Source organism: Saccharibacter floricola DSM 15669, assembly GCF_000378165.1.
GTDB classification, from domain to species: Bacteria; Pseudomonadota; Alphaproteobacteria; order Acetobacterales; family Acetobacteraceae; genus Saccharibacter; species Saccharibacter floricola.
Map to the genome: position 1 here is coordinate 159,255 of NZ_KB899335.1, position 24,636 is coordinate 183,890.

Below are 24,636 nucleotides of genomic sequence, written 5' to 3' on the forward strand. Positions count from 1 at the left end.
GAGAGCCGTGTGGGAAACAGCACCCTAGTACCAGCTGATGCCTTCGTTACGATAATACATACATATTACGCCAAAGAAGGCATCAGCAATGAAGCAGGCTCTCCTTCAGCCATCAACAGCGCGATTCATCGTCGCACGAAGCGGAAAGATCTCAACATGATGCAACGTCGCTGCTGCGTTGGTAACTTGAAGCGTTAAAGCCTCCAATGGGTTCGTCGGGAATACGAGGGCACTGCCAACCGACATCCCATCATTTGCAAACACTTCCAGCGTGCTGGCATCGAGAATGATCCGCCATTTAAAGCGCTTGCTGCCCGGCACGAGAGGAGACGAAAAGCTTCCTGTAAAAAAGGGATGGCTAAAGCCATGAAGATTACTGCGATCAAGCCACATTTGGCTTGAAAACGCATCAAAACCAATGCTCAAGCTCTCGCCCTGACGGTTCGAGAAGATCGCCGCAAAACGTCCAGAACGCCCCTGATCTCCATCAGGATCCACTGTGCCGCGGTCTTCAATCGTCACGTCTAACAACACTTCGATCGCTTGCATCACAGGAATCGCCACCTGCGTGCTACTTTGCTGTGGAAGACGTTTTTTATTAAAGGGCAATGCTTTCAAACGGAGCGCTTCTAACCGATACGGATTTTGCACCAAACGCAACCACCCAGCCTCATCACGTATCAATACAATTTGACGAGGAAGTGTCATCGTCCCACGCCATTTTTTATTAGGAACTTCCTCGCAATACTGCCAATTATTGAGCCAAGCGAAATAGGTTTTTACACCACCGGGCATATTTTCATATGTTTGTAAAGCGTAACTATCTTTTGCAAAATCAGTAAGCCCCACAACCGTATCTTCAGGCTCAAAACGCTCCCCGTCAAAATGCCCGACGAAATATTGCGTAATACTGCCCCCTTGGGGGCCGCCAGGATTAACCGACACAAACAACACCCAGCGCGTGTCATTTTTCCCCTCCCCTTCAACGGGAACTTCAATAAGGGAAGGGCATTCATAATCCACCCCGATAACACCGGCAGGGCCGAAATCACTGAGATGCATCCAATGCAATAAATCGAACGACCCATAAAAGGACACTTTATGGTCGCGCGCGCGCACTACGACCATCACCCATTTTCCGCTATCACTATGCCACAGAACTTTGGGGTCACGGAATGAGTTATGACCAATATCCAGAATGGGATTCTTGGTGTAATCAATAAAGCTTTGCCCCCCATCGGGGCTCCACGCCACATATTGTGTCTGACGTTGCGGCGTTGCGCGCGTATAAAGGGCAACGAGCCCACCGGCCATCGGGGGGAAACCCGTGTCCATCGGAGCAGGAGAGATGTCTTCCGCAACGGGATGAGGCAACTCATGAAAAAGCCCGTCTTTGGGTGGCTCTATCCCCAAAACCTCACGCTCACTGGCAGTGAGATCAACAGGCCGTCCTTTCTGCAATTCTGGCGCAAGGTCTTGCGCGGCTTCCTGCGCAGCCGTCGTCGCCGCCCCTGGCTGGGGGTTTTGTGATGTCCGAGGGGGAAACAAGCCAGACCTATTATCACGGTCTAACACCGCACATCCGCTATACGCCTCTCCGGCTTCTGTTTCCTCAATAGCCGTAGGGAGATCTTGCCAATGATAAAGATCTGTACTGACCGCATGGCCCCAATGCACATGCCCTGCATAAGGCGCATACGGATTATACTGATAATAAAGATGATAATAATGACCATCAAAAATGAGCCCGTTCGGGTCATTCATAAAGCCTGTTGATGGCGTAAAGTGAATAGTCGGCCGATAGAGAGCATCTTGCGGTGTCGTCGCAACAGGGGCTGAGGCAATATTGGGGTTATTACCCGGCTCGCCATGCGCATTATTAGGCTGCGCCGGTGCGTTATCTCCCTTCGTCGCAGAGCCCGCGTATGCCCGCCCAAAGAGTGCCCCTGTCGCAAGAAACGATCCCAGAGCCATACGCCGATTCATCATCACACGACCTTCACGTCTTTTGCACATAATGCGATGATGTCACTATAGTTGCTCTGCTTTTGCAAGCTCTCTCTTTGACGGCCCCTTATTCTCGCGGGAAAACTGCCATGAAGCGCCTCGATCCATTCCTTACTTCCTTGATCTGTGCCGTCCTCTTGGCGTCTTTCCTCCCATGCCCGCCTTCTTTGCAACCTTGGCTCTCACGTCTGACCTCTTTGTTGGTCACACTGATGTTCTTTTTCCAAGGGGCTAAATTACAACGCCATGCCATTGTTGAGAGTCTCCAAGATTGGCGTTTACAAGGGGCAACGCTGATCATGAGCTTTGGCGTTTTCCCCCTTATCGGACTCGGCCTGTTCGCGCTCTGCCATGTCATTTTCCCCAATGGGCTCCTTAAGCCTGATTTATGGACAGGTGTGCTTTTCCTGTGCTGCCTGCCCTCCACCGTGCAATCATCCATTGCTCTGACGTCCATTGCACGCGGCAATGTTCCAGCCTCTATCTGTGCCGCCACAGTGTCTAATATTCTGGGAATCCTCTTTACACCGCTCCTCGCAGGCTTACTGCTCCATCGCAGTGATAGTGGGTCTGGCCTTGGCACGATCATTGATGTCAGTCGTGAACTTCTCCTCCCCTTCATTATTGGGCAACTCGTGCAACGATGGGTTGGACCAATCGTCAAAAAACATAAAGTGCTGCTGTCTTTTACCGATCGTGGCTCAATTATCGTTATGGTCTATGCCGCCTTCAGTGCCGCTGTGCTGCAAGGGCTCTGGCATCGTATCCCGCTCATTCAACTGGGAGAGGTTGCTGTATTAGATAGCCTCTTGCTCGCTATCATCTTAGGCCTCACGGCTGCTCTGGGCCGCTTGATGGGACAGACGATTGAAAATGATATTTCGCTCCAATTTTGCGGTTCTAAAAAGTCATTGGCAACCGGGGTTCCTATGGCAAGCGTCATTTTCCCTTCCGGCGCAGGGATTGTCGTATTGCCGCTTATGCTATTTCATCAAATTCAGCTTTTTGTCTGCACCGTTCTCGCGCGCCATTACGCGCAACGACCCAACTCATAACGTATAGCCATCCCTATCACTCGGATCTTTCTTTTATGCCTAACCGTCATGCTCTGACTGAAACTTATATTGACCATCTTCACGCCCACACGCTCTTAACCGAAAGCCTGCGCGAAAATCTCCTCGAAGCCCTCAGCCGACCCGAGGCTCCTAAAACGCTGCAGCAATGGATCACCACCATTTTGGAGCAAAATCGCCAGCAAGCGCGACACATCAACCGGATGTTGCGCCAGCATGGGGAAAAGCCTCGTGATGATCATGACACCGTCTCTTCTATGCTGGACACAATGGTTTCCTGCTTGCCACCCGGCCAAACACCGCACCATCTTCTCGGTGTCGTGCTCAACCTCGCAGGCGCCATTGCACGCCAGCGCACCTCCCTCGCACTGCTACGCCTCTTAGCAGAAAAACAGGGCCTTGACCGCGAAACACAGACCCTTTCTGAGCTCCGACAAATGAGCAAGAATGCTTCGCGCGACCTAAAAGAAGTCCTCCCTTCCCTTCTTGATGAGCTAGAAAGCTAACACAGCCTTATGTCGTCCTTCCGCTTTCTTCACGCTGCTGACATCCATCTTGATAGCCCACTCCGAGGCCTTGACCGGTATGACAGCTTGCCCAAAGACGAGATCCGCCACGCAACCCGCCGTGCACTCGAAAATCTCGTTGAGCTCGCCATTACGGAAAAGGTCGCCTTCGTCCTTCTCGCAGGGGATCTATATGATGGCCCGTGGAAAGATTCCCATACAGGCCTCTTTATGGTGAAGATGCTCACTCAATTAACCAGAGCAGGGATTGAGGTCTTCTCCCTCTCGGGGAACCATGACGCTGTTTCCATTGTTCAGCAACAATTCCATATGCCCGAAGGCGTGCATCATTTCTCCTCCCAAAAGGCAGAAACCATTCTTCTCGAAAAATGGAATGTCGCTCTGCATGGGCGCAGCTTTCCTAAACGTCACGTCCCAGACGATTTCGCTCTACACTACCCCGCAGCTCACGAAGGTTTCCTGAACATCGGCGTGCTCCATACCTCCCTAGAAGGCGTCTCGGACGGTCATGACAGTTACGCCCCCTGTACGCTCGATGAGCTCAACAGCAAGGGCTATGATTATTGGGCACTTGGCCATGTGCATCGCGCTCAGATCGTCCAACAAACACCTTCATGGGTTGTCTATCCCGGCGTGCTGCAAGGACGCCACATCCAAGAAACAGGGATGTGCGGTGTCATGCTTGCAGACGTTGACAATGGACAGATCACCGACGTCCGTCCCGTTGCCTGCGATGTGCTTCGCTGGAACCCTATCACGGTCGACCTCACGGGTGCAGACGCCCCTTTCGAGCTTGAAGAGCGCGTCCAACACGCCCTCAAAGAGGTCTTTACAGCGCACCCTGACCGTTCTCTTGTCGTACGGATCACCCTCACCGGACAAACATCCCTTCACGGCTTTCTATGTGGCAGAACGGACTGGAAAGACACATTTCATGCTTTGCCAGAACTCATCAAAGAAGACACACGCTCTCTCGGCATTGAAAAAATCATCATCAACACGTCAGAACCTCGGGCAGAAACCACTCTCCACCACGAAGCACTCAACCAAAGTTTTACAGAGGCTATGGCAGACCTCGTCAACGCAAAAGAAAAGGATCAGGAATTCGCCGCTTTTCTCGCACAACTTCCCGATGACATTAAAAGTGCTCTTCCGTCACCATACGACGAAGACACTCTCGACGATGCCCGCTCTGCACTCACTTATCGCTTAAAGGGAGGAGCTCTCTAATGCGTTTCCATGATTTTTCTCTCAAATATTACGGCGGTTTTGAGCACAAAACATTCTCCTTCCCTACAGGAGCCCATGATTTCCATATTATCTACGGCCTTAATGAAGCAGGGAAATCTACGCTCTTACGCGCATTTCGTGACTTTTTGTTCGGGTTTCATCAACATACGCAAGGCGAAAATTGGAAATACAGCACGAGCCTTATTCGCCTTGGTGCGACCTTTAGTCATGATGGTCATACACAAACAGCATGGCGCCGCCGCCCTGCCACCAAAAGAGGCGATTTTTTTGACGAAGATGACGCAACGCCTCTCAACCCAGCATTACTTATACAAGCCTATGGCCAATTAACGCGCGAAGAATTCTTCCTCTCTTGGGCTCTTGACCATACGCGCCTTGCTGAGGGCGGAAAAGAAGTCGCTCATGAGCGTCAAAATGCCGAAACAACCAACCTTGCGAGAGAGTTGGGCAATATTGACAACCTTTCCGATATTATTGCCTCCCTAGAGAAGGAGAAAAGTGACTCTTGGGACAAAAAACGACGAAATCCCCGCATAAAAGAGCTTATTAAGAATTATCATGACACGAAAAAAGCGCTAAGAGACGCCACAACATCTCCGCAAAAACTCAAGGAAGCACAAGCGACCGTTCAGCATCACAATGAGCATTATAAATCATTACATTTACAGAATAACACTCTCATTGAACAAGGCAATGACTACGCCCATCTCCAGGCACTTATTGGCCCCCATACGAGCTATCAAGAAGCAAAGCGTCTCGTTGATGAACGAGCACAATCCTTTTTTGATAAAAACGAATCAGAAACAATCATTTCTCTTTTTGATGCTCGTCATAGCTCTCATCAGCAGATTGCAAAAAACAACGCTCTTCTTGAAAACAGAAAAAAAGAACTCGCCACCCTTGGTGTACGTCCATCCCTGCTTGACGATGAAAAGACCCTCATGCTTCTTTCCCAAGAAGCACTTAATGACGCCCAGCATCAAAGAGAGTTCCAAGAGAGAGAAAGAACCTATACTAAACTTGACCAAAAAAGGACGGATCTTTTCGCTCATCTTTCCCTCTCAGAAGAAAGCAGCTTCCCAACACTTGCTCAATTAAAGCCACTCTCGGATTTATTAGAAAGGTATGCTGAGATTACCGCACGTCTTAAAGAACGTCAGCGCACTCTTGCCTATACCTCTCCCCCAGAAGAGCTGCCACAAGCCCCTAATATAGAGCAATTAAACGCCCTTAAGGACTGGCTTAATACCGCCATCCCATATGCTCAACTTGATACAGAGCATGACACCTTAATGAGCACACTTGCGACACAAAAACGCTCCATCATCACATCCCTTGAAGCCTTAGCTCCTTGGACAGGAGCGTTTGAGGAAGCCGATACTCAACTGCAACGTCTCACGCCACCAAGTGAAGAAGAATGTCAGAACATTCTCTCAATCTTCAACGCCTATACACAGCAAGCGCGTGAAGCCGTCCAAAGGGCCATGACAGCACAACACGCCTATGATCGTCATGAACAGCATTATCAGCAATTCAGCCATGCTCCTGAATGGGTTTCTGAAGCCACACTCAACGAGGCCCGCCAAAAACGTGATTATTTTTTCAATAAGATCGATAAAGAAACATTCATATCGTCTTGGAAGGGCCTTAAAGACCTGATTCATCACACCGATCACCTTGCCGATCAGCGTTTTCTCTCAGCCCAAACCGACGCACATTTGCGCGATATTCGCCGTCAACAAGAACTTCTAACGCTGGATATCCGTCATGCCAAGCAAGAAGAAACAACAGCTCTGTCTGCCCTTCAAGAAGAACAAGAGAAATGGAACAAACGCCTTAATACGGCGGGTCTTCCCATTTTGACTCCGCATCAATTTTCTACATGGCGACAACAGCGCACGGCCATTTTGGCACGTTATGACACATACTATGACACGCAAGAAAAAATGTTACAGCTTGCTCGCAAACGCCAGCAGCTCATAGAGCAGTTTAAGGCGATTATCCCACATCATAAAGGGTGCGATATTTCACAGTTAATATCTATATCAAAACGAAATATAGAAGAACTTTCTTCAGAGCAAAAGCATTATGATCATGCTGTAAGAGAGCATCATAGTGCACAAAAAAACCTTATCACCCTCAAAGCCAATCTTGCAGATGCTGAGCGCGAACGCAAAGAATGGCACGACGAATGGACTCAAGCGGCTCAACGCAGTGGCTATCCTTTAACCCTGTCGCCTGATGCTCTTCCTGCGTATCAAGACCTCATTAAAACACAACAAGACTTCCAATATATTTCTGAAGAGAAACAAAATAAAGAATCAGAACGTCTCAAGCGTCAGCAACAACGCACCCAACTCTTAGAACGCCACCAAGCGGCCTCTCTTGACGCTCTGGAGAAAACATTAGAAGCCGCTAAACGCGACGATAAACAGCGGGACATTCTCTTAAAACAGAAGAAAGATAGGGAAGAGGCGCTTATTGAGCTGGAAGAGGACGCCAAGATACTCGATGATCGTCTCTCACGCTTCCTTCTCCGCCTTCCGGAAGGCAGCACCCTAGATGACCTCCTAAAGACCGCTCAACGTGATAGCGAAACAGCCCAGCTTGCAACCTCCTATCACGCAGCCAAACGCGCTCTGCTCAATGCCGGGCGAGGGCGCTCCCTTGATGACATTATTGCAGCACTTGGCACCCTTGATTATGAGCAGCTCGACGAAAAAAAGGCTCTCATCAATAAAGAAAACACTCGCCTAGAAAACGAGAAAAGCATCGTCAGTAAGCAGCTCTTCCACGCTCAACAAGAGCTTGAACAGCTTGAAAAGAAAGACGAAGCTTCAGCACTCGCTGAAGAATTACAACACCTCAAAGCGCGCATTGAAGAAGAAGCAAAACAGTATGTCTCTCTTCATGCGCAGTATCAGCTCTTACAGCATATGCTGTACCAACAAAAAGAGAAGCTTCACGGCCCCTTCCTGTCATTAGCGAGCACCTGTTTCTCACGCCTTACCTTAGGCGAATATGCAGAGCTTGCCCTAGAAAGCGACAATAAAGGCACACTCACCTTCATTGGGTTACGCCCTGATAAACAAGAAGCTGTGCCCCTACCACAGATGAGTGAAGGCACATGCGATCAGCTTTATCTTGCCCTCCGCCTTGCTGACATTCATCAGAAATTAGATGCAGGTATTTCCCTTCCCTTCTTTGCTGACGATCTTTTCATCACCTTTGATGACAAACGCACAAAAGCCGGTATGGAGCTTCTTGCAGAGCTATCACAGCGCACGCAAGTTTTCTTCTTCACCCATCAGCTTGCCACGTTAGACCATCTTCCACCAGAAAAAGCACAACGACTAGCCCTTTCAGCACATAGCTAAATTCTGTTGATAAGGTAGTGTACCCTCAACTTGACAGCAGAGAGAGTAAGAAAGGCAAGAAAGCTCCACATTATCCGAGACGGACTATTTCAGCCATTTTCTGGCGTCATCAGAATGGCATGAAATGGCTTGTTTTGATGGAACGATTATACGTGCCCATCATAAAGAAGCCGGGGCCGCGAAAAAAGGGGGAACAGAGAGCGATCAGGAACGTGTCAGAGCCTTGGTCGCTCACGCGGTGGTTTCGGATCAAAAATTTGCGTAGCATCGGATGGGCACGGGAACGCTTTGGCTTTTACCCTTTCTCCTGGCCAAGCTCATGAGGTGCCGCAGGCCCGTAACCTTCTTGATCAATTGCCCAGTTCCCAACCTATCTGCTGTGTAGCAGAGGATATGCCTCATATAAATTCAGAAAAATACGTCAACAACATACGTGCATCCCTGTCATTCCTCCCAAACGACGACAATTCCCTTTCTACTGCCCACAGTGGGCGTACAGAAACAGACATTTAGTGGAAAATCTCTGGGCAAGGCTCAAGGAATGGAGAGCGGTGGCAACACGCTATGATAAAACAGCTTCATCTTTCATATCCGTCCTCTACATCGCCGCCTCAATTGATTATCTCAAATCCTAACAGAGCCTAGAAGTCGGCACGGTGTTAAGACAGAGAGCTCTATAAGGACATCAACCCCGAAATAATAAGGTATGTTCCCCCCTGTCAGGGTAAGACCAAGAGGGCCTCTTAGACCATCGGCGCGGGCATGGATTTTTCTCGTACAACCACGCGGCTTCAACCAAAGCCTTCCTTATATGTCCTCTTTTGCGCCAACTGCCTGACTTATAACTCCCGAGCGACCATGCTCTCGGTCATGTGCTGCCAGTCATCGACCAGACTGAGTTCAACCAGCATTTCCCAAAAAGCATCCCTAATGCCGTGCTTTGCCCATTGGTGAAACTGTACATACACTGAGTTCCATTAACCGTAGCGTTCATACATCTCGCGCCATGACCATCCAACACGCAAAACATAAAACATTCCATTCAGAAACAAACGATTATCTTGTGCTGGGCAAGACCACCTTCAGGTAACAAAAGACCGGAAATCATCGCTCATTCTGTAGTCGTCATGGCACCATGCATTTACTGTTCTTCATAAAACACTCTCAACATAACCTGAAAATGTTTTGTCAGACTATTCTACATATATGGGGAAACACCGCTATGTCAGCCCATTACCACAGCACCAACAACAACTCATCATCAGAAGAATAGCTTATTTACGCACCGATCTATGACAACGCCTTAACCGTCGAAAGATGAAAACAACATCATCACACCCATCTCACATACTGTCAGACACCGAAACTAGCTCAAACATATCCTGCCACTGTAGAAACAAAAAAGGGAGAAGGCCCGCAGGCCCTCTCCCTTTCGTCATCCATCATGCTCTAGAAGCTAAGCGCTCTTTAGCTTTCCACTTTTCCAGCCAGCAAAGAGGCAAGGCTGCGAGCAAAACCGCTTGGGTCTGGTAAGGATTCCCCTTCCTGAACGCGGGCAAGGTCGAGCAAAATACGTGCATGTTCTGTCACGCTTTCACCCTTCGCGACACGATCAGCCAACGCACGAATAAGCGGATGGCGCGGGTTTAACTCCAACACAGGCGGCATAGGTGGCATAGTTTGCCCGGAACGACGCATCAGGCGTTGCATCGCCAAATCTGGCCCGCCTTCTGAGGTCATTACCACGGCACTACCTGTCAGACGAACCGTGCTGCGCACGTCTTTAACCGCCTCACCCAACGCATCCTTCAACGCAGGAACCAGCTTATCCATCTCAGCTGGCTCACCCTGAAGCTCCCCTTCTGGAGCGAACTTCTCAAGGTCTCCATGCGCCTGCGCAACAGAGCGGAACGTCTTGTCTTGGTAAGAATAGAGACGTTCTGGCCAGAAGCTATCCACTGCATCAGAAAGCAGCAACACTTCCAGCCCGCGTGCCCGGAAGCCTTCCAGTTGAGCTGAAGCTTTCAGCGCGTCTAGGCTCTCACCCACCAGATAATAGACCGCATCCTGCTCTGGCTTCATGCGGCTGATATAATCATCCAGCGTGGTGAGCTCATCACTATGGGTGGAGTGGAAACGCGCAAACCCTGCAATTTCCTGACGATACTCAGAATCTTCCCACAGACCTTCTTTAATAACGAGACCGAAATTATCCCAGAAGGTTGTGAATGCCTGATCCGCCTCTTTCGCACGGTTCTTGATTTCATTGAGCACACGACGGGTTACCGCTTTGCGAATACGCGCCAAGACAGGTGTCGCCTGCAGCATCTCACGGGACACATTTAGCGGCAGATCTTCTGTATCCACCACACCTTGGACGAAGCGCAGCCAGTTCGGCACCAAGTTCGCCTCATCTGTGATGAACATCCGCTTCACATGCAGGTGAATACGGCTCTCACGGCTGCTCTGCTCCATGAAGTCCATCGGGCGTGCCCCGGGAAGGTAAAGCAGAGACGTGAACTCTGTCATCCCTTCCGCATGCCAATGCAAGGTCGCGTAAGGCTCATCAAAAGCACGCGCAACATGACGGTAAAATTCCGTATATTGTTCCGGTGTGATCTCAGACTTCGGACGGCGCCAAAGAGCTGTCCCCTCATTGACGGTTTTATCTTCGCTGGTGCCGTCTTCTTTTGTTTCGTGCAGAACAACCGGCCATGAAATATGGTCAGCCCATTTGCGGATAATGCTCTGCACACGCATTGGGTCGAGGAACTCTTCCGCATCCTCTTTCATATGCAAAACAATATCCGTCCCAGCCTGGTCACGCTGCGCCTCTCCTAACGCATACGCCCCTTTACCTTCAGACTGCCATGAAAAAGCGTCATTAGTGCCAGCCTTGCGAGACACCACATCGACACGATCCGCCACCATAAAGGCTGAGTAGAACCCGACACCGAACTGACCAATCAAGCTTGGGCGGTCTTCCGGCTTCGCAGCACTCAGCTTTTCACCGAAGGCTTTGGTACCAGAGCGCGCAATGGTGCCAAGATTTTGAACCAATTCCTCACGCGTCATCCCCAGACCATCATCTGAGATGGTGAGAGTCTTAGCCTCTTTATTCGGCACTAAATGGATGGTCGGCCCTTCTGGAAGCGCAACAGCTGATTCCGTCTGCGCTTCAAAGCGTCTTTTATCCATCGCATCAGCCGCATTAGCGACTAACTCACGCAAGAAGATTTCACGATCTGAGTAAAGAGAATGCACCACTAAGTCGAGAAGCTGTCCAACTTCAGCGCTAAATTGATGCTGTTCCATCGTGTTCTGTGTATCGCTCATCGCGTTATGTGTTCCTTTAATCGCACGAGCGAGGTCCCAATGTTAGGCAACCTCATCTGTGCATTATTGTCCTAGAAAGCGCTTAATATATGGGAATTCTTGTCCTATTTTCAACTCTTATAGCAGGACAATGACGGCAAGCTTACGAGACAATGCCCAGCGTCGTCCCTTCATCCACCACCAACGAAGCCCCATGCATCGCGATAGCTCCTTCACTGGCTAAAAAGGCCACCACATTGGAAATGTCTTCAGGCGTCGTGAAAGCGCGTCCACTGGGGTTTGATGCCGCAATCTCGCGCAAAACATTCTCCTGCGCGGGGTCACTGAGTAACGCATCATGCATGGATGTTTTGACGCGGCCCGGCTCCACTGCATTGATGTTGATCCCCAGAGGCCCCAGCTCCAACGCTAAGGAACGTGTTAGAGATGTCACCGCAGCTTTACTCGCACTATAGCCAGAGTAATTGGCAAAGCCATAAAAACCGGAAATAGACGAAATGGCGACGATTTTACCGCCACTGACCTGCCCCATTTTCCGACGCATATAAGGCAGCGCTGCTTGGACGATATGCCACATGCCATTGACATTAACATTCATCATCCGCACGAACGCATCAGGGTTTTCGTCGGTAATCGGGGTATCAAAAAAGACACCCGCGCTATGGACGAGCACATCAAACGTGCCCACTTCATCATGAATATGAGCCATCAATTTTTTGACAGCCGCAAAGTCTGTAATATCGACGCCATGCGCCATGACATTAGGCTGACACCCGACCTCTTCTGCCGCAGCACGAACCTCTCGCACAGCGGAACCATAATCACGCGTTGGGTTGCTCCCAATCAAGACGAGATCATGCCCGTCTCGGGCAAAGCGCTGTGCAATCGCCAAGCCAATGCCAGACGTGCCGCCTGTGACAAGAACTTTCTTCGGGTGTGTCATGACTCTATCCTTTCTTATGATGGCGCGTCATTATAGCCTCATTTCTATGTAAGTGATCAGCTCCGTCTATGTCAGTCCTTCCCTGCCGACTTTATAAAACTTTAACGCGTCCAGCTCTCACAGGAAGTCTTCTTATCATCAGCGCTCTCGCTGGTATTTTCTGTGCTTCTTCACCGCTCAGCACATTCTATCACGTGTCTTTAACGGCCGTTCCCATCACATCCTTCCCGCTTTCGCTTGAAGGATGGATCAGCCAAGGCGTCATGACGCTCTTTTTTGCCGCGCTCGCGTTAGATATCCGCCAAGATATGCGCCCCGGAGGGCCATTAAGCCGGCGGCGCGAAGCGACTCTCCCCCTTATCGGGGCCTTAGGCGGCATGCTGGCCCCCGCTTTGATAGCGTTTCTATGTGGCTCTCTTATTTCTCCTAGGCCACTCCTTAGCGGCTGGGCTGTACCCACCGCGACGGACGCCGCTTTTACCGTGCCCATTCTCGCTCTTATCCCGGGGCTTCCCGCCTCTTTGCGAGCCTTTATTATGGCGCTCGCCATTTTTGATGACCTTGGCGCGATCCTCATCCTCGCGCTCTTTTATGGGCATATGCCTCATCTGCTATGGCTCGGCCTCAGTTCAGCCCCGTTTCTGGGCCTTCTCACGCTGAGCTGGTGCGGGAAAAGTGCTCTTTGGCTTTCTCTTCCCCTCACACTCTTCCTCTGGTTCACCCTCTTTCATGCTGGTGTGGAGCCCACTCTCGCTGGCGTTGTCTTTGGCCTGTGCTGCCCTCCCACAACAGGGCTCCGCCTTGCTCACATGCTTGCGGTGCCTGTTGGGCTTGTTGTCCTCCCTCTCTTTGCGCTGAGCAGTACAGGAATTGACCTCCGCCTCTGCACCGCCTCTGTTCTACTCTCCGCGCCGTTTCTGGGGGCCGCTCTTGGGCTTTGGCTGGGCAAACCATTAGGGATTAGCGGGGCTGTCTGGCTTGCCACACGCAACAAAGCCGCCCTCCCCACCTTGCGAGGGCGCGCACTTATCGGGCTGAGCATGGTCTGCGGCATTGGCTTTACCATGAGCCTCTTAATCACATCTTTAGCCTATCATAACCCAACCGCCTTGATGGAAGGACGTTGCGGCGTGCTGGTCGGCTCCTGCCTTTCCGCACTCACAGGCTGGATCGTCCTCCGCAACGCTTTCCCTCCTAACGCTAAAACCAGCTCCTGATCCCAAAGGTAAAGCGCGCTTGGGCCGCCCCTTCACCTTGCTGTCGGGCAATACGCCGCGCTTTATAAAGCGGGCTGTCATATGTAACCGCCACGTAAGGTGCGACTTTACGCCAAATTTCGTAACGTAAACGCAGTCCCGTATCGATATCCGACAGTCCTGACCCAACTCCACGCCGCCGGTCAGACTGGCTATAGGCATTCAGTTCGACCTGAGGTTGTAAAATTAGCCGGTTCGTCAAGAGAATATCGTAGGACCCTTCCAACCGAGCCGCGACACCGCGCCCACTAACAAAGCCTGCCAAACGAACATCAAATTGATAGAGCGCAAGCCCTTCAATCGCGAGAGTGCCCCACGGACGGGTTGGCCCTGAATCAATATCAAGCCGAACACCCGTTTGGAGATTAAAGTACGATGAAATAGCCCGGCTATAGAGAAGTTCATGACTTCCATCATGCACCTTCCCCTTGGTCATCGTGCCTTCGCTCTTAACCCACAGCCGGTTATAATCCGAACCATACCAGAGGTCTCCATCCCACCGAAGAGAACTCTTGCCTCCAGCCTGATACCGGCCTTCAAACTCGTTAAGAATACCGTGGAACCACCGCGCTTGATCCATCACGGGCATAACACCACCCAGTGTCACCATCGGAGCCGCCATTGGCGCATCCACGGCCTTACGGACAACACGCGCTGGGTGTTTTTTGCGCGCATGAACAGAGCCCGGTACTGTCTTCTCCGACTTAGGACGTTTTGACGCAGGTTTAGGAGATGGCTTTGGAGACATATCGCCCATATCCATCCCTTCCATTGAGCCCATATCTCCCATTGGCTCTTCAGCCTGAGCCGCTGTTCCCATGAGGATCGTGAGGAGGGGGAGCATTTTCAGGAGCTGGGTCATCACACCACCTCCACAATGCGAAACATGCCTGTATCCATGTGATACATCAGATGACAATGGTAGGCCCAGCGCCCCGGGGCATCCGCCGTAATGAGCGACCGCGTGATGGAGCCCGGCTGGGTGATAATCGTATGTTTGAAGGGGCGATACTCTCCTTGGCCATTTTCAAGCTCCCCCCACAGACCGTGCAAATGCAAGGGGTGTTCCATCATCGTATCATTGATAATCGTAAAGCGTACGCGCTCATTCCGCCTTAAACGGATCGGGCCTGATTCTGAGAATTTGCGCCCATTAAAGCCCCAAATATAACGCTCCATATTCCCAGTAAGATGAAGGATAAGTTCTCGCGATGGAGGGCGTGGATCAGGCGACGGTCTGCGTGCACGCAGCTGACTGTAGGACAATACGCGCCGGCCCGTTTTCTCCAAACCATCACCGGGACTCATGGTTCGATCCAGCGGGTGCTGTGCGATGTTTTGATTTTCCACATTTAATGGCGGAAGGCCGGGGTCATCAATTTCCTCAGCCTCACCAGCAGGGAGGGTAGAGGAGGGACGTTCCATCCCATCCATCCCCATCATCATGCCGGCCATTTTTCCTTTAGCGGGCATAGCCCCCATAGAGCCCATTCCCATATCAGCCATACCGCGCACAGGCCGGGGGTCCATCGCAGGGATGGGGCCTTGCAGTGAAGGTCGAGGGGCAAGGGTACCCGCTGCAAAACCGGTGCGGTCTTCACTTTGAGCAAAGACGGTATAGGCTTTGTCCTCTTTAGGGCGGACCAACACCGTATAAGTTTCCCCATTACCAATCCGAAACTCATCCACCGTCACGGGCTCAATAGGATTCCCGTCCGCTTCCACCACGACCATCTCAAGGCCGGAAACGCGCACATCAAACAAGGTCATGGCCGAGCCATTAATCACACGCAGCTTCACTCGCTCACCGGGGTGAAACAGCCCTTCCCAGCGCTCTTGATGACGCTTACCGTTGAGCAAATACTGGTAAACAACCCCACTCACATCTGAAATATCTGTCGCGGCCATCCGCATCTGAGACCAGCGTAAGCGGTCTCCAAACGCATGTCCCAAGCCCCCTTCAACACGGCTCTCATGCGGTAAGCTCTGCACACTCCGCTGACGAAACGTATAATAATCACTCTGCATTTTGAGGTTGCTGATAATATCCGCTGGAGGAACGTCACTCCAATCACTGAGGAAAATGACATAATCACGCTCAGACGGCGGTAGCGGGTCTTCGCCAGCTGGTTCAATAATGAGAGCCCCTGACAGACCATTAGGCTCCTGCCCGCCAGAATGGCTGTGATACCAATAGGTGCCACTTTGTTGGACAGGGAAATGATAGGTAAAGCGCCCCCCAGCAGGAATACCCGCAAAGCTCAGCCCCGGCACACCGTCTTGGTCTGCAGGGAGGCGGATGCCATGCCAATGCAGGGAGGTGGGTTCGTCTAAATGATTAACGACATGGATGGTGACCTCTTGGCCCTCCTTCCAACGCAATGTCGGGCCAGGGAAGCTACCATTGATGCAATAGATAGGCCCCGTTACCGCTCCAAATTGAGCCGAACGACGCGTAATATGAAGCTCAAAAATCGCCTCTGACGAAGAGACTGTATGAGCGAGAGCAGAAGGCACGAAACCAACTGCCCCCAAACCCGCCAACATGTGACGGCGAGACAGAGCGAACGAAGACATACGCTTCTTTTCCTTGCTGAACGCTTGCCCAAAACAGGGCGTTAAGACGAATCACGCAAGAAAAGAGATCGGCGGCCTTAATAGAGCGGGCACATAGGCCGCAGGCTGATGGTGGAAGGCCTCATATAAACGAGCACGCTTACCATCGCTCGACGTAAAAAGCGCCTTATGGTCAGATAGCAACATTAAGTCACACGCCCCATTATGGGTCACGCAACATTTGCCGTTCATGGCATGATTTTGGCCAGCTTCAGCCTGCATCGTAGCCGACAGACCCGCCTCTCTATGCTCTGGCCCCATAGAATGATGCATAGAATGCATCGACGAAACCATGTTAGACGGCATAGAGGCATGCGCCATCGTGACCGGTCCCACCTGTAATGACAGCAGGGCCAGCATTGTCAGGGCCAAATATGTCAGCTTTCTGACCACGATGAGTGTCCTTATGGTAAAGGTGCTGATAGAATCACATAAGAAAGACCCACTCCCTTTGGCAAGTGATCTTTTCGCGCAAGGAGATATTTTATCATGACCAAAACAGTTCGCATCGCCCTTCAGGGCCTGACCTGCGATGGGTGCGTTAGCTCCCTCACCACGGCTTTTATGACCAATCCAGCCGTAGAGAGCGTCACCGTCACCCGGGAGCCTTCCCAAGCTACCGTCACCTATAACTCCGCAGAAACAACGCCTGAAGCGCTATGCTCTCTTGTCGATGATGCTGGCTTTGAAGGCACTGTCAGTGAATCGTAAATAAACTCCTCCCTCACGCAAAGGCTTAACCTAAGCAGGGAAGAAAAGGTTCTCGTCTCTTTCAGAAGGCACATTCTACTATCATGGCGAACCGCCCTCACCCTTTTTCTGCCAATATCGGCCCTAAAGGGCCATGCGCCCCCACTCGTGCACGTTTCGTGCAGGGTAATATCATGCGCCATGTCGTCGTCATGGCCGGAACGGGGGCAATCGGGTTGATGGCGGTCTTCCTCGTCGATCTGCTTAACTTCCTTTATATCTCACATCTTCATGACCCGACACTGACGGCCGCCATCGCCTTTGCAACATCACTGAGCTTTGTTCAAAGTGCGGTCTCACTCGGGATGTCGATCGGTTTAGGGGCCAGCACAGGGCGACTGATTGGCGCCTGCCGCTCCCATCGAGCCCGACGACAGGCGTCTGCTTTTTTAGTGGTGATGGTTGGTGTCACCCTGCTTCTCGGCTGCACAACCGCCTTTTTTGCTCACCCGCTTTTAGCCCTCCTTGGGGCCCATGGTGGCGCTTTGGAGCACGGCACCTCTTTCCTGCACATCGTCTCACCGGCGCTTCCACTCATTTGCTTAGGCATGGCCCTTTCCTCACTCCTTCGTGCGGTAGGCGATGCCAAACGCGCCATGCGTGTCACGTTAACGGGGGCGATCTGCACCGCTATTCTCGACCCGCTCCTTATTTTCGGCCTGCATATGGGCCTTGAAGGGGCGGCCATTAGCACCGTTTTATCGCGCTGCATGATTTCGCTCAGCGGTTTTCTCAACCTGCGTGGCTATAATATGCTGGAATGGCCACGCCGCCGCATGATCCCCATTTCCTGCCAGGACATTGGCAAAATTGCCCTCCCAGCCATCGCCACCAATATGGCCACACCCATCGGCAATCTCTTTGTCACACGCTCTATGTCACGCTTTGGCCTCGAAGCGGTTTCCGGCCAAGCCGTGGTAGACCGTATGGTGCCCGTCGCTTTTGCTTTTGTTTTTGCCCTTACCGGTTCAGTCGGCCCTATTATGGCGCAAAATCTCGGCGCTCGACAGCCAGCACGCGTGCGAGAGACCTTCCTTGCCGCCCTTAAACTAACAGCTCTCTGTGTCGCCCTTGCATGGGCCATCTTTGCCGCGGGACATAACATCATTCTCCAAGCATTCCATGTGCAAGGGGCCGGCATTGCGCTCGTTAAGCTGTTCTGCTGCTGGGTGGTCGCAAGCTATATGTTTATTGGCCTGCTTTTTGTCAGCAACACCGCCTTTAACAATCTCGGCCATCCGCTCTATTCCACCGGCTTTAACTGGGGGCGCGCCACCTTGGGCACCATTCCTTTTGTTGCCATCGGGGCTCATTATGGCCCCCAAGGCGTGATGATTGGGCAAGCCTTGGGGGTGGTGGTGTTTGGCTCTCTCGCCATGGTCGCTGCTTTGTCTGTCATCGGTAATCTTGAGAAGAAATACAGCTCTTAACCCTCAAAAACCTGCTGATAAAAGGCCAGCTCACGCTGCAATGAATCAACAATGACATCTGGCGCTCGGAAACCATGCCCTTCATGCGGGTAAATATGGAGCTGCTGCTCACCCGCAAGCTGTGCTACCAGCGCTTCGGCCTGTGACAAAGGAACGACCTGATCCGCCCCTCCATGGAGGAACAAAACGGGCGCTGTAATCTTTTCCGGCCAGCTTAGGGGAGAGCGCGCACGATACACGGCTTCCCCTTCAGGCCATGGGGCAATCAGCCGGTCTGTATAACGCGCTTCAAAACGGTGCGTATCAGCCACCAACCCACGTAAGTCCGTCACGCCATAAAGCGACGTTCCTGCGACAAACAGATCCGACTGTGCCAAAGCAGACAGCACGGTCAGCCCGCCAGCACTACTGCCACGGATCACACAGCGGGCCGGGTCAACACGCCCCTGCGCGATCAAATAACGCACCGCCGCACAGCAATCACACACATCCCGCACGCCCCATTGCCCATCCAGCGCCTCTCGATACGCACGGCCAAATCCTGTGGAACCACGGTAATTAACATCCAGCACCGCAAAGCCACGTGATGTCCACCATTGCACTTTAAAGGACAAATCCGTCCGCGCTTGCCCTGTTGGCCCCCCATGAACGATCACCACCAAAGGCGGCGTCTCCTCCGCTGGAAGACAGTGCGCTCCGTGAGCTGGGGGATAGAACAACGCATAAAGGGGGCTTGGGCCGTCATCGTCCACATCAATCTGCAAGGTTTCTGGTGTGGCAATATCCTCTTTCGTCACGCCCTCTGGCACCTGCCATGCTAGGCGGAAGCGATCAGTCGGCCCTTCAAAGCCGCCCAGCGCTACAGCGGGGGGTTGATCAGCCGGGGCATCCAACCACGCCACGCGTCCGCTGCCATCTTCTAACGGAAAAGGCACATTCTCCGGCGTTCCCTCAAAAGCCAAAACGTGCCAACCACTCTCAGGCTCATAGCGCAAAAGCTTTGCCACACCATGATACAGACCACGAGCCAACAACCCGCCCCCTTCAAGCGGCACGCACGAACGCTGCCCAAAGACCCACGCAGGAAGGCCAATTTCCCCGCCAGCTGGCGGAAGCAACGCAGGCTCCCATCGTCCTTGTGCCTCGTCAAAAGCAATCGGTGTCCAGAGCCGCTCTTGCCCCTCAACCGTGCGATCAGAAAGCGCGTAAAGACGCGTGCCATCCCAGAAAGGTTCCATAACGCTGCAAGGTTCGGCCTCTCCTTCAAGAACTATGGGGGAGGCACTGCGTGTCAGAGCGGTAACGGCAAGGCGTGTTTCCGTCCAAGGCATATGGGGATTGTCCCACATCATCCATGCCAAAAACCGCCCATTAGGTGATGGACGTGGGGCTGCGTAAAAGTCCGCTCCCTCTGCCCAAACATGCTCATCTCCTTGCTCAGTAATCGATACAATCTGAGCGGTTTCTTGCCCCTCATGATGGGTTTCTCGCACACAAAACACCATCATCTCTGATGGAGCAAAGCAAAGATCGGCATAATGGCATACATGCCCGTCACTATGGGTTGCTGCACACCATGCAATCGACGGCTGCCCGTGACGGCTTAACCAAACCCCTCCCTGGCGCCGGTCACTATAAACAACCTCCACGCCATGCGCTGTCACCCGCACGTCCCATGCACCACCACCATAGACATGCACAGAAGTGCCAACATCACTGCCTTGCGGTGTCAGATCTTGGCAGTGCCCATCAGGCGCACGCCCCACCACCACACTTCGCCCTGCCTCGTCTGGTCGACGCTCTAGCCAAAAAACCCACCCTTTCTGTGCGCGCACTTCTGAGAGGGCACGGTTTTTTTGCACCATGAGGGCAGGACTGACCCAAGAGGTACGATCTGATAATGACTGTGATGAGGACATGAAAATGAGCCTTTTCTCTATGATCAGCGCCTCTCTTACAGTAGCATGAGCCGGCTACACTGTCTGTTCTGGCACGGTCATAGCAGTCACGTTTTCTTGCAGGAGTACGGACCCTGTCGCATTTTTTTGATCTTATTGGACATTTCTTCAACTCACTTGGGCATACTCTTTTTGACGTACTCGCTCATCTCCCACCGATGCACGCCTATATTGTCCTCGGGCTCATCATCATGTTTGAAAGCACGGGCATTCCTCTTCCTGCTGAAAGCTTGCTGATTTTGCTCTCCGTTTATGCCGCACGCACCCATCATCTTTCCATGGAAGGGATTATGAGTGCAGCCATCATCGGGGCTATTCTAGGCGATAATCTCGGCTATCTTATCGGTCATTATTTTGGCTACCGCCTGCTGGAGCGTCATGGCAGTAAAGTCGGCATTAACGAAGACCGCTTGCTGCTGGGCCGTTACCTTTTCCGCCGTTTTGGTGGATTAGGCATTTTGTTTGGTCGCTTCCTCGCTATTTTGCGCATTTTTATCGCACTCCTTGCCGGGGCGACGCGCATGCCTTGGAAGCATTTTATGTTTTACAATGCTCTTGGCGGGATCATTTGGGGGGCGGGCTATGTGTTCGTCGCCTATACGATTGGCGACCAAATGACCCATTTTTCTGGCCCTATCGGCCCAATCATTGGCGGCCTGCTCATCGTGAGTATGCTGAGCGGTCTCTTCTTCCTCCATCGTCACGAACATACGCTTGTTGAAAAAGCCAAACGGGACGAGGGACGTGGTGAACAGGCGCCCCAATAAACGGGGCGCCTCCTCACTTAAGGGCGTACAATAATCATCACCACAATGATCATCATTAAGATCGTGGGAACCTCATTGGCTACACGATAATAACGCTCACTATGGGCATTGCGCCCCTGTGAAAAACCACGCCACCAACGCGCGCACGTTCCGTGAAAAGCAAACATCCCAATAACGCTCACAAGCTTGGCCCACCACCAGCCCGCGTGCCAATCAACCACACCTGGCAAGGAGGCCATCGCGCTCCCTGTCAGAAAGGTCACGACCATGGCCGGCGCCATGATCTGCTTAAGCAAGCGTCGCTCCATCAGCGTAAAGCGATCACTCTCCGTTGTACCGTGCTGCACTTGAGTATGGTACACAAAGAGACGAGGAAGATAGAAAATCCCCGCCATCCACGCGATCACCGCCATGACATGCAACGCGATAATCCAACTTAAATGCATCATAAGAAACATGGTCATAGCGTGATCACCCTTATCGGTTACAAGTTCAGAGCAGGGTTAGCTTATCCTGCAAAAGTGGAAAGACCTCACGTAGATGGCGCACACGCACAAAGCCCGCCACCGGCCAATAAGGAGGCAGAGGCAGCCCGTCATCACGTAATAAAATACATGACATGCCAGCCCGACGCGCCGCATCAGCTCCCGTGTCACTATCCTCAATCACCACCGTTTCCGCCGGCGTCACCCCTTCTTGCTGGGCAGCATAGAGGTAAACGTCTGGATCAGGTTTTGGGTGGTTACGGTCTGTCGCGGAATGAATACGATCAGGTGTGAAATACCGATCCATCCCCGTGCGACGGAACTTTGCTTCCATTTCCGCCTCTGAGGAGTTTGAGCCAACCCGCATCGGCACATGCTGCGCTGTTAGAACTTTAAGCAGCGCCATCGCCCCCTCAACAGGCTCTGCCCCTTTTTCCATCAAATCAACCAAGCCTTGGCGAAGAATATCCGCTGTATTGGGTGGAAGAGGGTGGCCTAATAAGCTTTCAAGCTCCTGCGTGACTTGAGGTAATGCCTTGCCCGCAAAGCGTTCCAGCGCTTCTTGATCGGATATCTCCAACCCCTGCGAGCGGGCAAAACGTGCGGTTGCGTGGCAAGAGGGACGTTCACTGTCGATCAACACACCATCGCAATCAAAGACAACCAGTTTCAGGTTATTCCTTAGCTCTGTCATGCTCATGAAACATCCCGGATCGTTTCCACAAGGAGCGCTACATGCTCAGGCGGTGTTTGCTTCATCACACCATGTCCTAAATTAAACACATGAGGCCGCCCCTTCATACTGTCACGAATACGTCGGGCTTCTTTGACCAACTTATCGCCACCATTGAGCACCGTCATGGGATCAAGGTTGCCTTGTAAGGGGAGGGTATCGGGCACCATGCCCGCTACTTTGGTCATGTCGGCACTCGTATCCAGCGCCAATGTCTGCACCCCTGTTTTCTCAGCATATTCTGCGACCATCACACCGCCCAAACGCGGGAAGCCAATCACAGGAGTATCTGGGTGATGCCGATGGATTTCTTCCACAATCCGGCGTGTCGGCTCAATGACATAGCGGCGGAATTCTTCAGGAGGCAGCAGCCCACTCCATGAATCAAAGAGCATGACCGCTTCCGCACCCGCTTCGATCTGACCGCACAGCATTTTCGCTGTATTGGTCACCAGCAGCTCTATCAAGCGATCATACAAAGCAGGGTCTTTTTGCATCAGCTGACGCGTATGCATGAAGTCGCGCGATCCGCCACCTTCCACCATGTAGCACGACACCGTAAAAGGACTTCCAGCAAAGCCCAAAAGCGTCGTGTGCTCAGGGAGCTCAGTCGTCAAACGACGCAGCGCTTCACGCACAGGAGCTGTAGCCTCCAGCACGCGATTTTCATCCAAGGCGTCGAGGTCTTCTTTCGTCCGAATAGGTGTTAAAATCGGCCCGCGCCCTTCTTCAAAACGCAGAGACTGCCCCAACGCCCACGGGAGGATCAAAATATCGGAGAACAAGATCGCCCCATCCATCTGATACCGACGAATAGGCTGCAACGTTAATTCCACAGCGATATCAGGCGTCATGCAACGCGTTAGAAAGTCTGCTTTCTCACGCATGGCGCGAAATTCGGGAAGGAAACGCCCCGCCTGACGCATCAGCCACATTGGCGGGGGCCATACAGCCTCACCACGCAAAGCCCGCAGGAGGGGTTTTTGACCCGTTTTAACGGATGGGGAAGACGTGTTTTCCAATGTCATACAACCTACTTAATATCTATAAAGACAACGACACGATGATGATAGAAACAGAGTTTGTGCGCTTTGCGGCAAAGCTCTTTTTTATGACAAACCACAACTTACCCACAGCACAAAAAGCGCTACACCGCTTGATTCTCCAAGGAATTAAAGAGTTTTCCCATTTTTTCCACAGACTTTTATACACAAACTCTTACATCGCTCTTGTTCAACATCTCCGATCATGCACCATAGCCCAGACCTCCTCCTAACAGTACAGGCCTATTTTTTCTGCAAGTCTCGTCAATCATGACAGCTCTGTTTCTCTTCTAAAAGAAAAGCGCACCATGTCCTACTTTCCAACCCAATTTCCGCTCATTCTCGCCAGCGGGTCTTCTATTCGGCGCACACTTTTACGCCAAGCAGGGATTAACGCGACATCACGCTCTGTTGATGTGGATGAAGCCTTCCTCCGCCAAGAAGCTGAAAAAAATGCGCTTTCCCCAGCACAAACGGCTCTATCACTCGCTCGGGCTAAAGCAGAAAAAGCAGCGCACGATTTCCCCCCTCAAGCACTTATTATCGCTGCCGACCAAATTCTTGACTGCCACGGCACGATTTTTTCCAAGCCCTCCTCACGCCACCATGCCAAACAACAGCTTCAACAGCTACGAGGGCGCACCCATAGCCTCCATAGTGCGGTTGTTTTATGGCAAGGAGACCGCTGCTTATGGGAGCATGTCAGCTCTCCGCACCTCACCATGCGGAACTTTTCTGATCGCTTCCTTGACCAGTACCTAGCCCTTGATGGTGAAGAAATCCTTTATTGTGTCGGAGGTTACCGCCTTGAAGGGATCGGGATACAGCTGTTTGAGGAATATAAAGGAACCTATGACGCGATCCTTGGGCTTCCGCTCCTCCCACTTCTTGAAGCCTTACGCTGCCATGGCGGGCTAAAAACATAATTTGCTCTTGCCAGCATTGTGCAGACTCGATATAGAAGCCTCACAGGCGCGATTTTGATCACGCTATTGTGGGGCCATAGCTCAGTTGGGAGAGCGCCTGAATGGCATTCAGGAGGTCGTCGGTTCGATCCCGATTGGCTCCACCATTTCCTTTTAGG

19 protein-coding genes, 1 tRNA gene and 1 pseudogene are annotated in these 24,636 nt (G+C 52.0%); 11 read left to right on the forward strand and 10 right to left on the reverse strand.

Annotation, left to right across the window (positions count from 1 at the left end):
• Positions 1-105: 105 nt before the first annotated feature.
• On the reverse strand, positions 106-1,989 hold the full coding sequence (locus tag F457_RS0104030) for a glycoside hydrolase family 32 protein (RefSeq protein ID WP_018979854.1): 1,884 nt from the start codon (positions 1,987-1,989) through the stop codon (positions 106-108).
• Positions 1,990-2,096: 107 nt separating this feature from the next.
• Between F457_RS0104030 and F457_RS0104035 the strand changes: the two genes are divergently transcribed.
• From F457_RS0104035 to F457_RS14355, 5 genes and pseudogenes are all read left to right on the forward strand, one after another.
• Positions 2,097-3,062, forward strand: a complete 966-nt coding sequence (locus F457_RS0104035; RefSeq protein WP_018979855.1) for a bile acid:sodium symporter family protein — start codon at positions 2,097-2,099, stop codon at positions 3,060-3,062.
• Between the two features lie 35 nt (positions 3,063-3,097).
• Positions 3,098-3,586, forward strand: a complete 489-nt coding sequence (locus F457_RS13230) for a DUF892 family protein (RefSeq protein ID WP_018979856.1) — start codon at positions 3,098-3,100, stop codon at positions 3,584-3,586.
• A gap of 9 nt (positions 3,587-3,595) precedes the next feature.
• Positions 3,596-4,837 carry a metallophosphoesterase family protein gene (locus F457_RS0104045; RefSeq protein WP_018979857.1) on the forward strand — a complete coding sequence of 414 codons (1,242 nt, stop codon included), beginning with the start codon at positions 3,596-3,598 and terminating at the stop codon, positions 4,835-4,837.
• Positions 4,837-8,235 (forward strand): AAA family ATPase, encoded by a 3,399-nt coding sequence (locus F457_RS0104050; RefSeq protein WP_018979858.1) that lies wholly within the window; start codon positions 4,837-4,839, stop codon positions 8,233-8,235. Before F457_RS0104045 ends, F457_RS0104050 begins: the two co-directional genes overlap by 1 nt.
• A 17-nt stretch (positions 8,236-8,252) precedes the next feature.
• Positions 8,253-8,870, forward strand: a pseudogene (locus F457_RS14355) (IS5 family transposase).
• A gap of 832 nt (positions 8,871-9,702) precedes the next feature.
• Here F457_RS14355 and htpG read toward each other — a convergent pair.
• Positions 9,703-11,571: a molecular chaperone HtpG gene (gene htpG, locus F457_RS0104065; RefSeq protein ID WP_018979861.1), complete on the reverse strand. Its 1,869-nt coding sequence runs from the start codon at positions 11,569-11,571 to the stop codon at positions 9,703-9,705.
• A gap of 142 nt (positions 11,572-11,713) precedes the next feature.
• Positions 11,714-12,514: an SDR family NAD(P)-dependent oxidoreductase gene (locus F457_RS12140; protein WP_018979862.1), complete on the reverse strand. Its 801-nt coding sequence runs from the start codon at positions 12,512-12,514 to the stop codon at positions 11,714-11,716.
• Positions 12,515-12,582: 68 nt separating this feature from the next.
• Here F457_RS12140 and F457_RS0104075 point away from each other — a divergent pair, with 68 nt between their 5' ends.
• Positions 12,583-13,731: a Na+/H+ antiporter NhaA gene (locus tag F457_RS0104075; RefSeq protein ID WP_018979863.1), complete on the forward strand. Its 1,149-nt coding sequence runs from the start codon at positions 12,583-12,585 to the stop codon at positions 13,729-13,731.
• On the opposite strand, the gene F457_RS0104080 is transcribed toward F457_RS0104075, so the two are convergent.
• From F457_RS0104080 to F457_RS0104090, 3 genes are read right to left on the reverse strand one after another with little or no spacing between them, the layout of a single operon-like run.
• A complete protein-coding gene (locus tag F457_RS0104080; RefSeq protein ID WP_018979864.1) occupies positions 13,715-14,632 on the reverse strand; it encodes a copper resistance protein B in 918 nt (305 codons plus the stop codon). The two genes, F457_RS0104075 and F457_RS0104080, sit on opposite strands and share 17 nt — an antisense overlap.
• Positions 14,632-16,347 carry a copper resistance system multicopper oxidase gene (locus F457_RS0104085; protein ID WP_018979865.1) on the reverse strand — a complete coding sequence of 572 codons (1,716 nt, stop codon included), beginning with the start codon at positions 16,345-16,347 and terminating at the stop codon, positions 14,632-14,634. The genes F457_RS0104080 and F457_RS0104085 overlap by 1 nt, the downstream gene beginning before the upstream one ends.
• 51 nt (positions 16,348-16,398) lie before the next feature.
• Complete coding sequence (locus F457_RS0104090; protein WP_018979866.1) at positions 16,399-16,779, reverse strand: hypothetical protein; 381 nt, start codon at positions 16,777-16,779, stop codon at positions 16,399-16,401.
• A gap of 96 nt (positions 16,780-16,875) precedes the next feature.
• Between F457_RS0104090 and F457_RS0104100 the strand changes: the two genes are divergently transcribed.
• Together F457_RS0104100 and F457_RS0104105 are read left to right on the forward strand one after the other, a co-directional pair.
• Positions 16,876-17,097, forward strand: a complete 222-nt coding sequence (locus F457_RS0104100) for a heavy-metal-associated domain-containing protein (protein WP_018979868.1) — start codon at positions 16,876-16,878, stop codon at positions 17,095-17,097.
• Between the two features lie 83 nt (positions 17,098-17,180).
• Positions 17,181-18,566, forward strand: coding sequence for an MATE family efflux transporter (locus F457_RS0104105; RefSeq protein WP_018979869.1), 1,386 nt, complete (start codon positions 17,181-17,183; stop codon positions 18,564-18,566).
• On the opposite strand, the gene F457_RS0104110 is transcribed toward F457_RS0104105, so the two are convergent.
• Positions 18,563-20,485 carry a S9 family peptidase gene (locus tag F457_RS0104110; protein WP_018979870.1) on the reverse strand — a complete coding sequence of 641 codons (1,923 nt, stop codon included), beginning with the start codon at positions 20,483-20,485 and terminating at the stop codon, positions 18,563-18,565. The genes F457_RS0104105 and F457_RS0104110 overlap by 4 nt on opposite strands.
• A gap of 230 nt (positions 20,486-20,715) precedes the next feature.
• Between F457_RS0104110 and F457_RS0104115 the strand changes: the two genes are divergently transcribed.
• On the forward strand, positions 20,716-21,291 hold the full coding sequence (locus F457_RS0104115) for a DedA family protein (protein ID WP_026294174.1): 576 nt from the start codon (positions 20,716-20,718) through the stop codon (positions 21,289-21,291).
• 17 nt (positions 21,292-21,308) lie between these two features.
• On the opposite strand, the gene hemJ is transcribed toward F457_RS0104115, so the two are convergent.
• The 3 genes from hemJ to hemE are packed head-to-tail and all read right to left on the reverse strand — an operon-like array spanning position 21,309 to position 23,537.
• On the reverse strand, positions 21,309-21,755 hold the full coding sequence (gene hemJ / locus F457_RS0104120) for a protoporphyrinogen oxidase HemJ (protein ID WP_018979872.1): 447 nt from the start codon (positions 21,753-21,755) through the stop codon (positions 21,309-21,311).
• 28 nt (positions 21,756-21,783) lie between these two features.
• Entirely contained in the window at positions 21,784-22,476 is a 693-nt protein-coding gene (locus tag F457_RS0104125) for an HAD family hydrolase (RefSeq protein ID WP_018979873.1), read from the reverse strand.
• A complete protein-coding gene (gene hemE, locus F457_RS0104130; protein ID WP_026294175.1) occupies positions 22,473-23,537 on the reverse strand; it encodes a uroporphyrinogen decarboxylase in 1,065 nt (354 codons plus the stop codon). Before hemE ends, F457_RS0104125 begins: the two co-directional genes overlap by 4 nt.
• A 323-nt stretch (positions 23,538-23,860) precedes the next feature.
• Here hemE and F457_RS0104140 point away from each other — a divergent pair, with 323 nt between their 5' ends.
• Positions 23,861-24,478 (forward strand): Maf family protein, encoded by a 618-nt coding sequence (locus F457_RS0104140; protein WP_018979876.1) that lies wholly within the window; start codon positions 23,861-23,863, stop codon positions 24,476-24,478.
• A gap of 70 nt (positions 24,479-24,548) precedes the next feature.
• A tRNA-Ala gene (locus F457_RS0104145) sits at positions 24,549-24,624 on the forward strand.
• Positions 24,625-24,636 lie beyond the last annotated feature (12 nt).

Coding starts and splice junctions, on each gene's coding strand:
- htpG (WP_018979861.1), bottom strand. CDS start 11,571: ATGAGCGATACACAGAACACGATGGAACAGCATCAATTTAGCGCTGAA.
- F457_RS12140 (WP_018979862.1), bottom strand. CDS start 12,514: ATGACACACCCGAAGAAAGTTCTTGTCACAGGCGGCACGTCTGGCATT.
- hemJ (WP_018979872.1), bottom strand. CDS start 21,755: ATGACCATGTTTCTTATGATGCATTTAAGTTGGATTATCGCGTTGCAT.
- F457_RS0104100 (WP_018979868.1), top strand. CDS start 16,876: ATGACCAAAACAGTTCGCATCGCCCTTCAGGGCCTGACCTGCGATGGG.
- F457_RS0104075 (WP_018979863.1), top strand. CDS start 12,583: ATGTCAGTCCTTCCCTGCCGACTTTATAAAACTTTAACGCGTCCAGCT.
- F457_RS0104125 (WP_018979873.1), bottom strand. CDS start 22,476: ATGAGCATGACAGAGCTAAGGAATAACCTGAAACTGGTTGTCTTTGAT.
- F457_RS0104085 (WP_018979865.1), bottom strand. CDS start 16,347: ATGTCTTCGTTCGCTCTGTCTCGCCGTCACATGTTGGCGGGTTTGGGG.
- F457_RS0104030 (WP_018979854.1), bottom strand. CDS start 1,989: ATGATGAATCGGCGTATGGCTCTGGGATCGTTTCTTGCGACAGGGGCA.
- F457_RS0104050 (WP_018979858.1), top strand. CDS start 4,837: ATGCGTTTCCATGATTTTTCTCTCAAATATTACGGCGGTTTTGAGCAC.
- F457_RS0104115 (WP_026294174.1), top strand. CDS start 20,716: ATGTTTGAAAGCACGGGCATTCCTCTTCCTGCTGAAAGCTTGCTGATT.
- F457_RS0104110 (WP_018979870.1), bottom strand. CDS start 20,485: ATGTCCTCATCACAGTCATTATCAGATCGTACCTCTTGGGTCAGTCCT.
- hemE (WP_026294175.1), bottom strand. CDS start 23,537: ATGACATTGGAAAACACGTCTTCCCCATCCGTTAAAACGGGTCAAAAA.
- F457_RS0104045 (WP_018979857.1), top strand. CDS start 3,596: ATGTCGTCCTTCCGCTTTCTTCACGCTGCTGACATCCATCTTGATAGC.
- F457_RS0104080 (WP_018979864.1), bottom strand. CDS start 14,632: ATGACCCAGCTCCTGAAAATGCTCCCCCTCCTCACGATCCTCATGGGA.
- F457_RS0104105 (WP_018979869.1), top strand. CDS start 17,181: ATGGCGAACCGCCCTCACCCTTTTTCTGCCAATATCGGCCCTAAAGGG.
- F457_RS0104035 (WP_018979855.1), top strand. CDS start 2,097: ATGAAGCGCCTCGATCCATTCCTTACTTCCTTGATCTGTGCCGTCCTC.
- F457_RS0104140 (WP_018979876.1), top strand. CDS start 23,861: ATGTCCTACTTTCCAACCCAATTTCCGCTCATTCTCGCCAGCGGGTCT.
- F457_RS13230 (WP_018979856.1), top strand. CDS start 3,098: ATGCCTAACCGTCATGCTCTGACTGAAACTTATATTGACCATCTTCAC.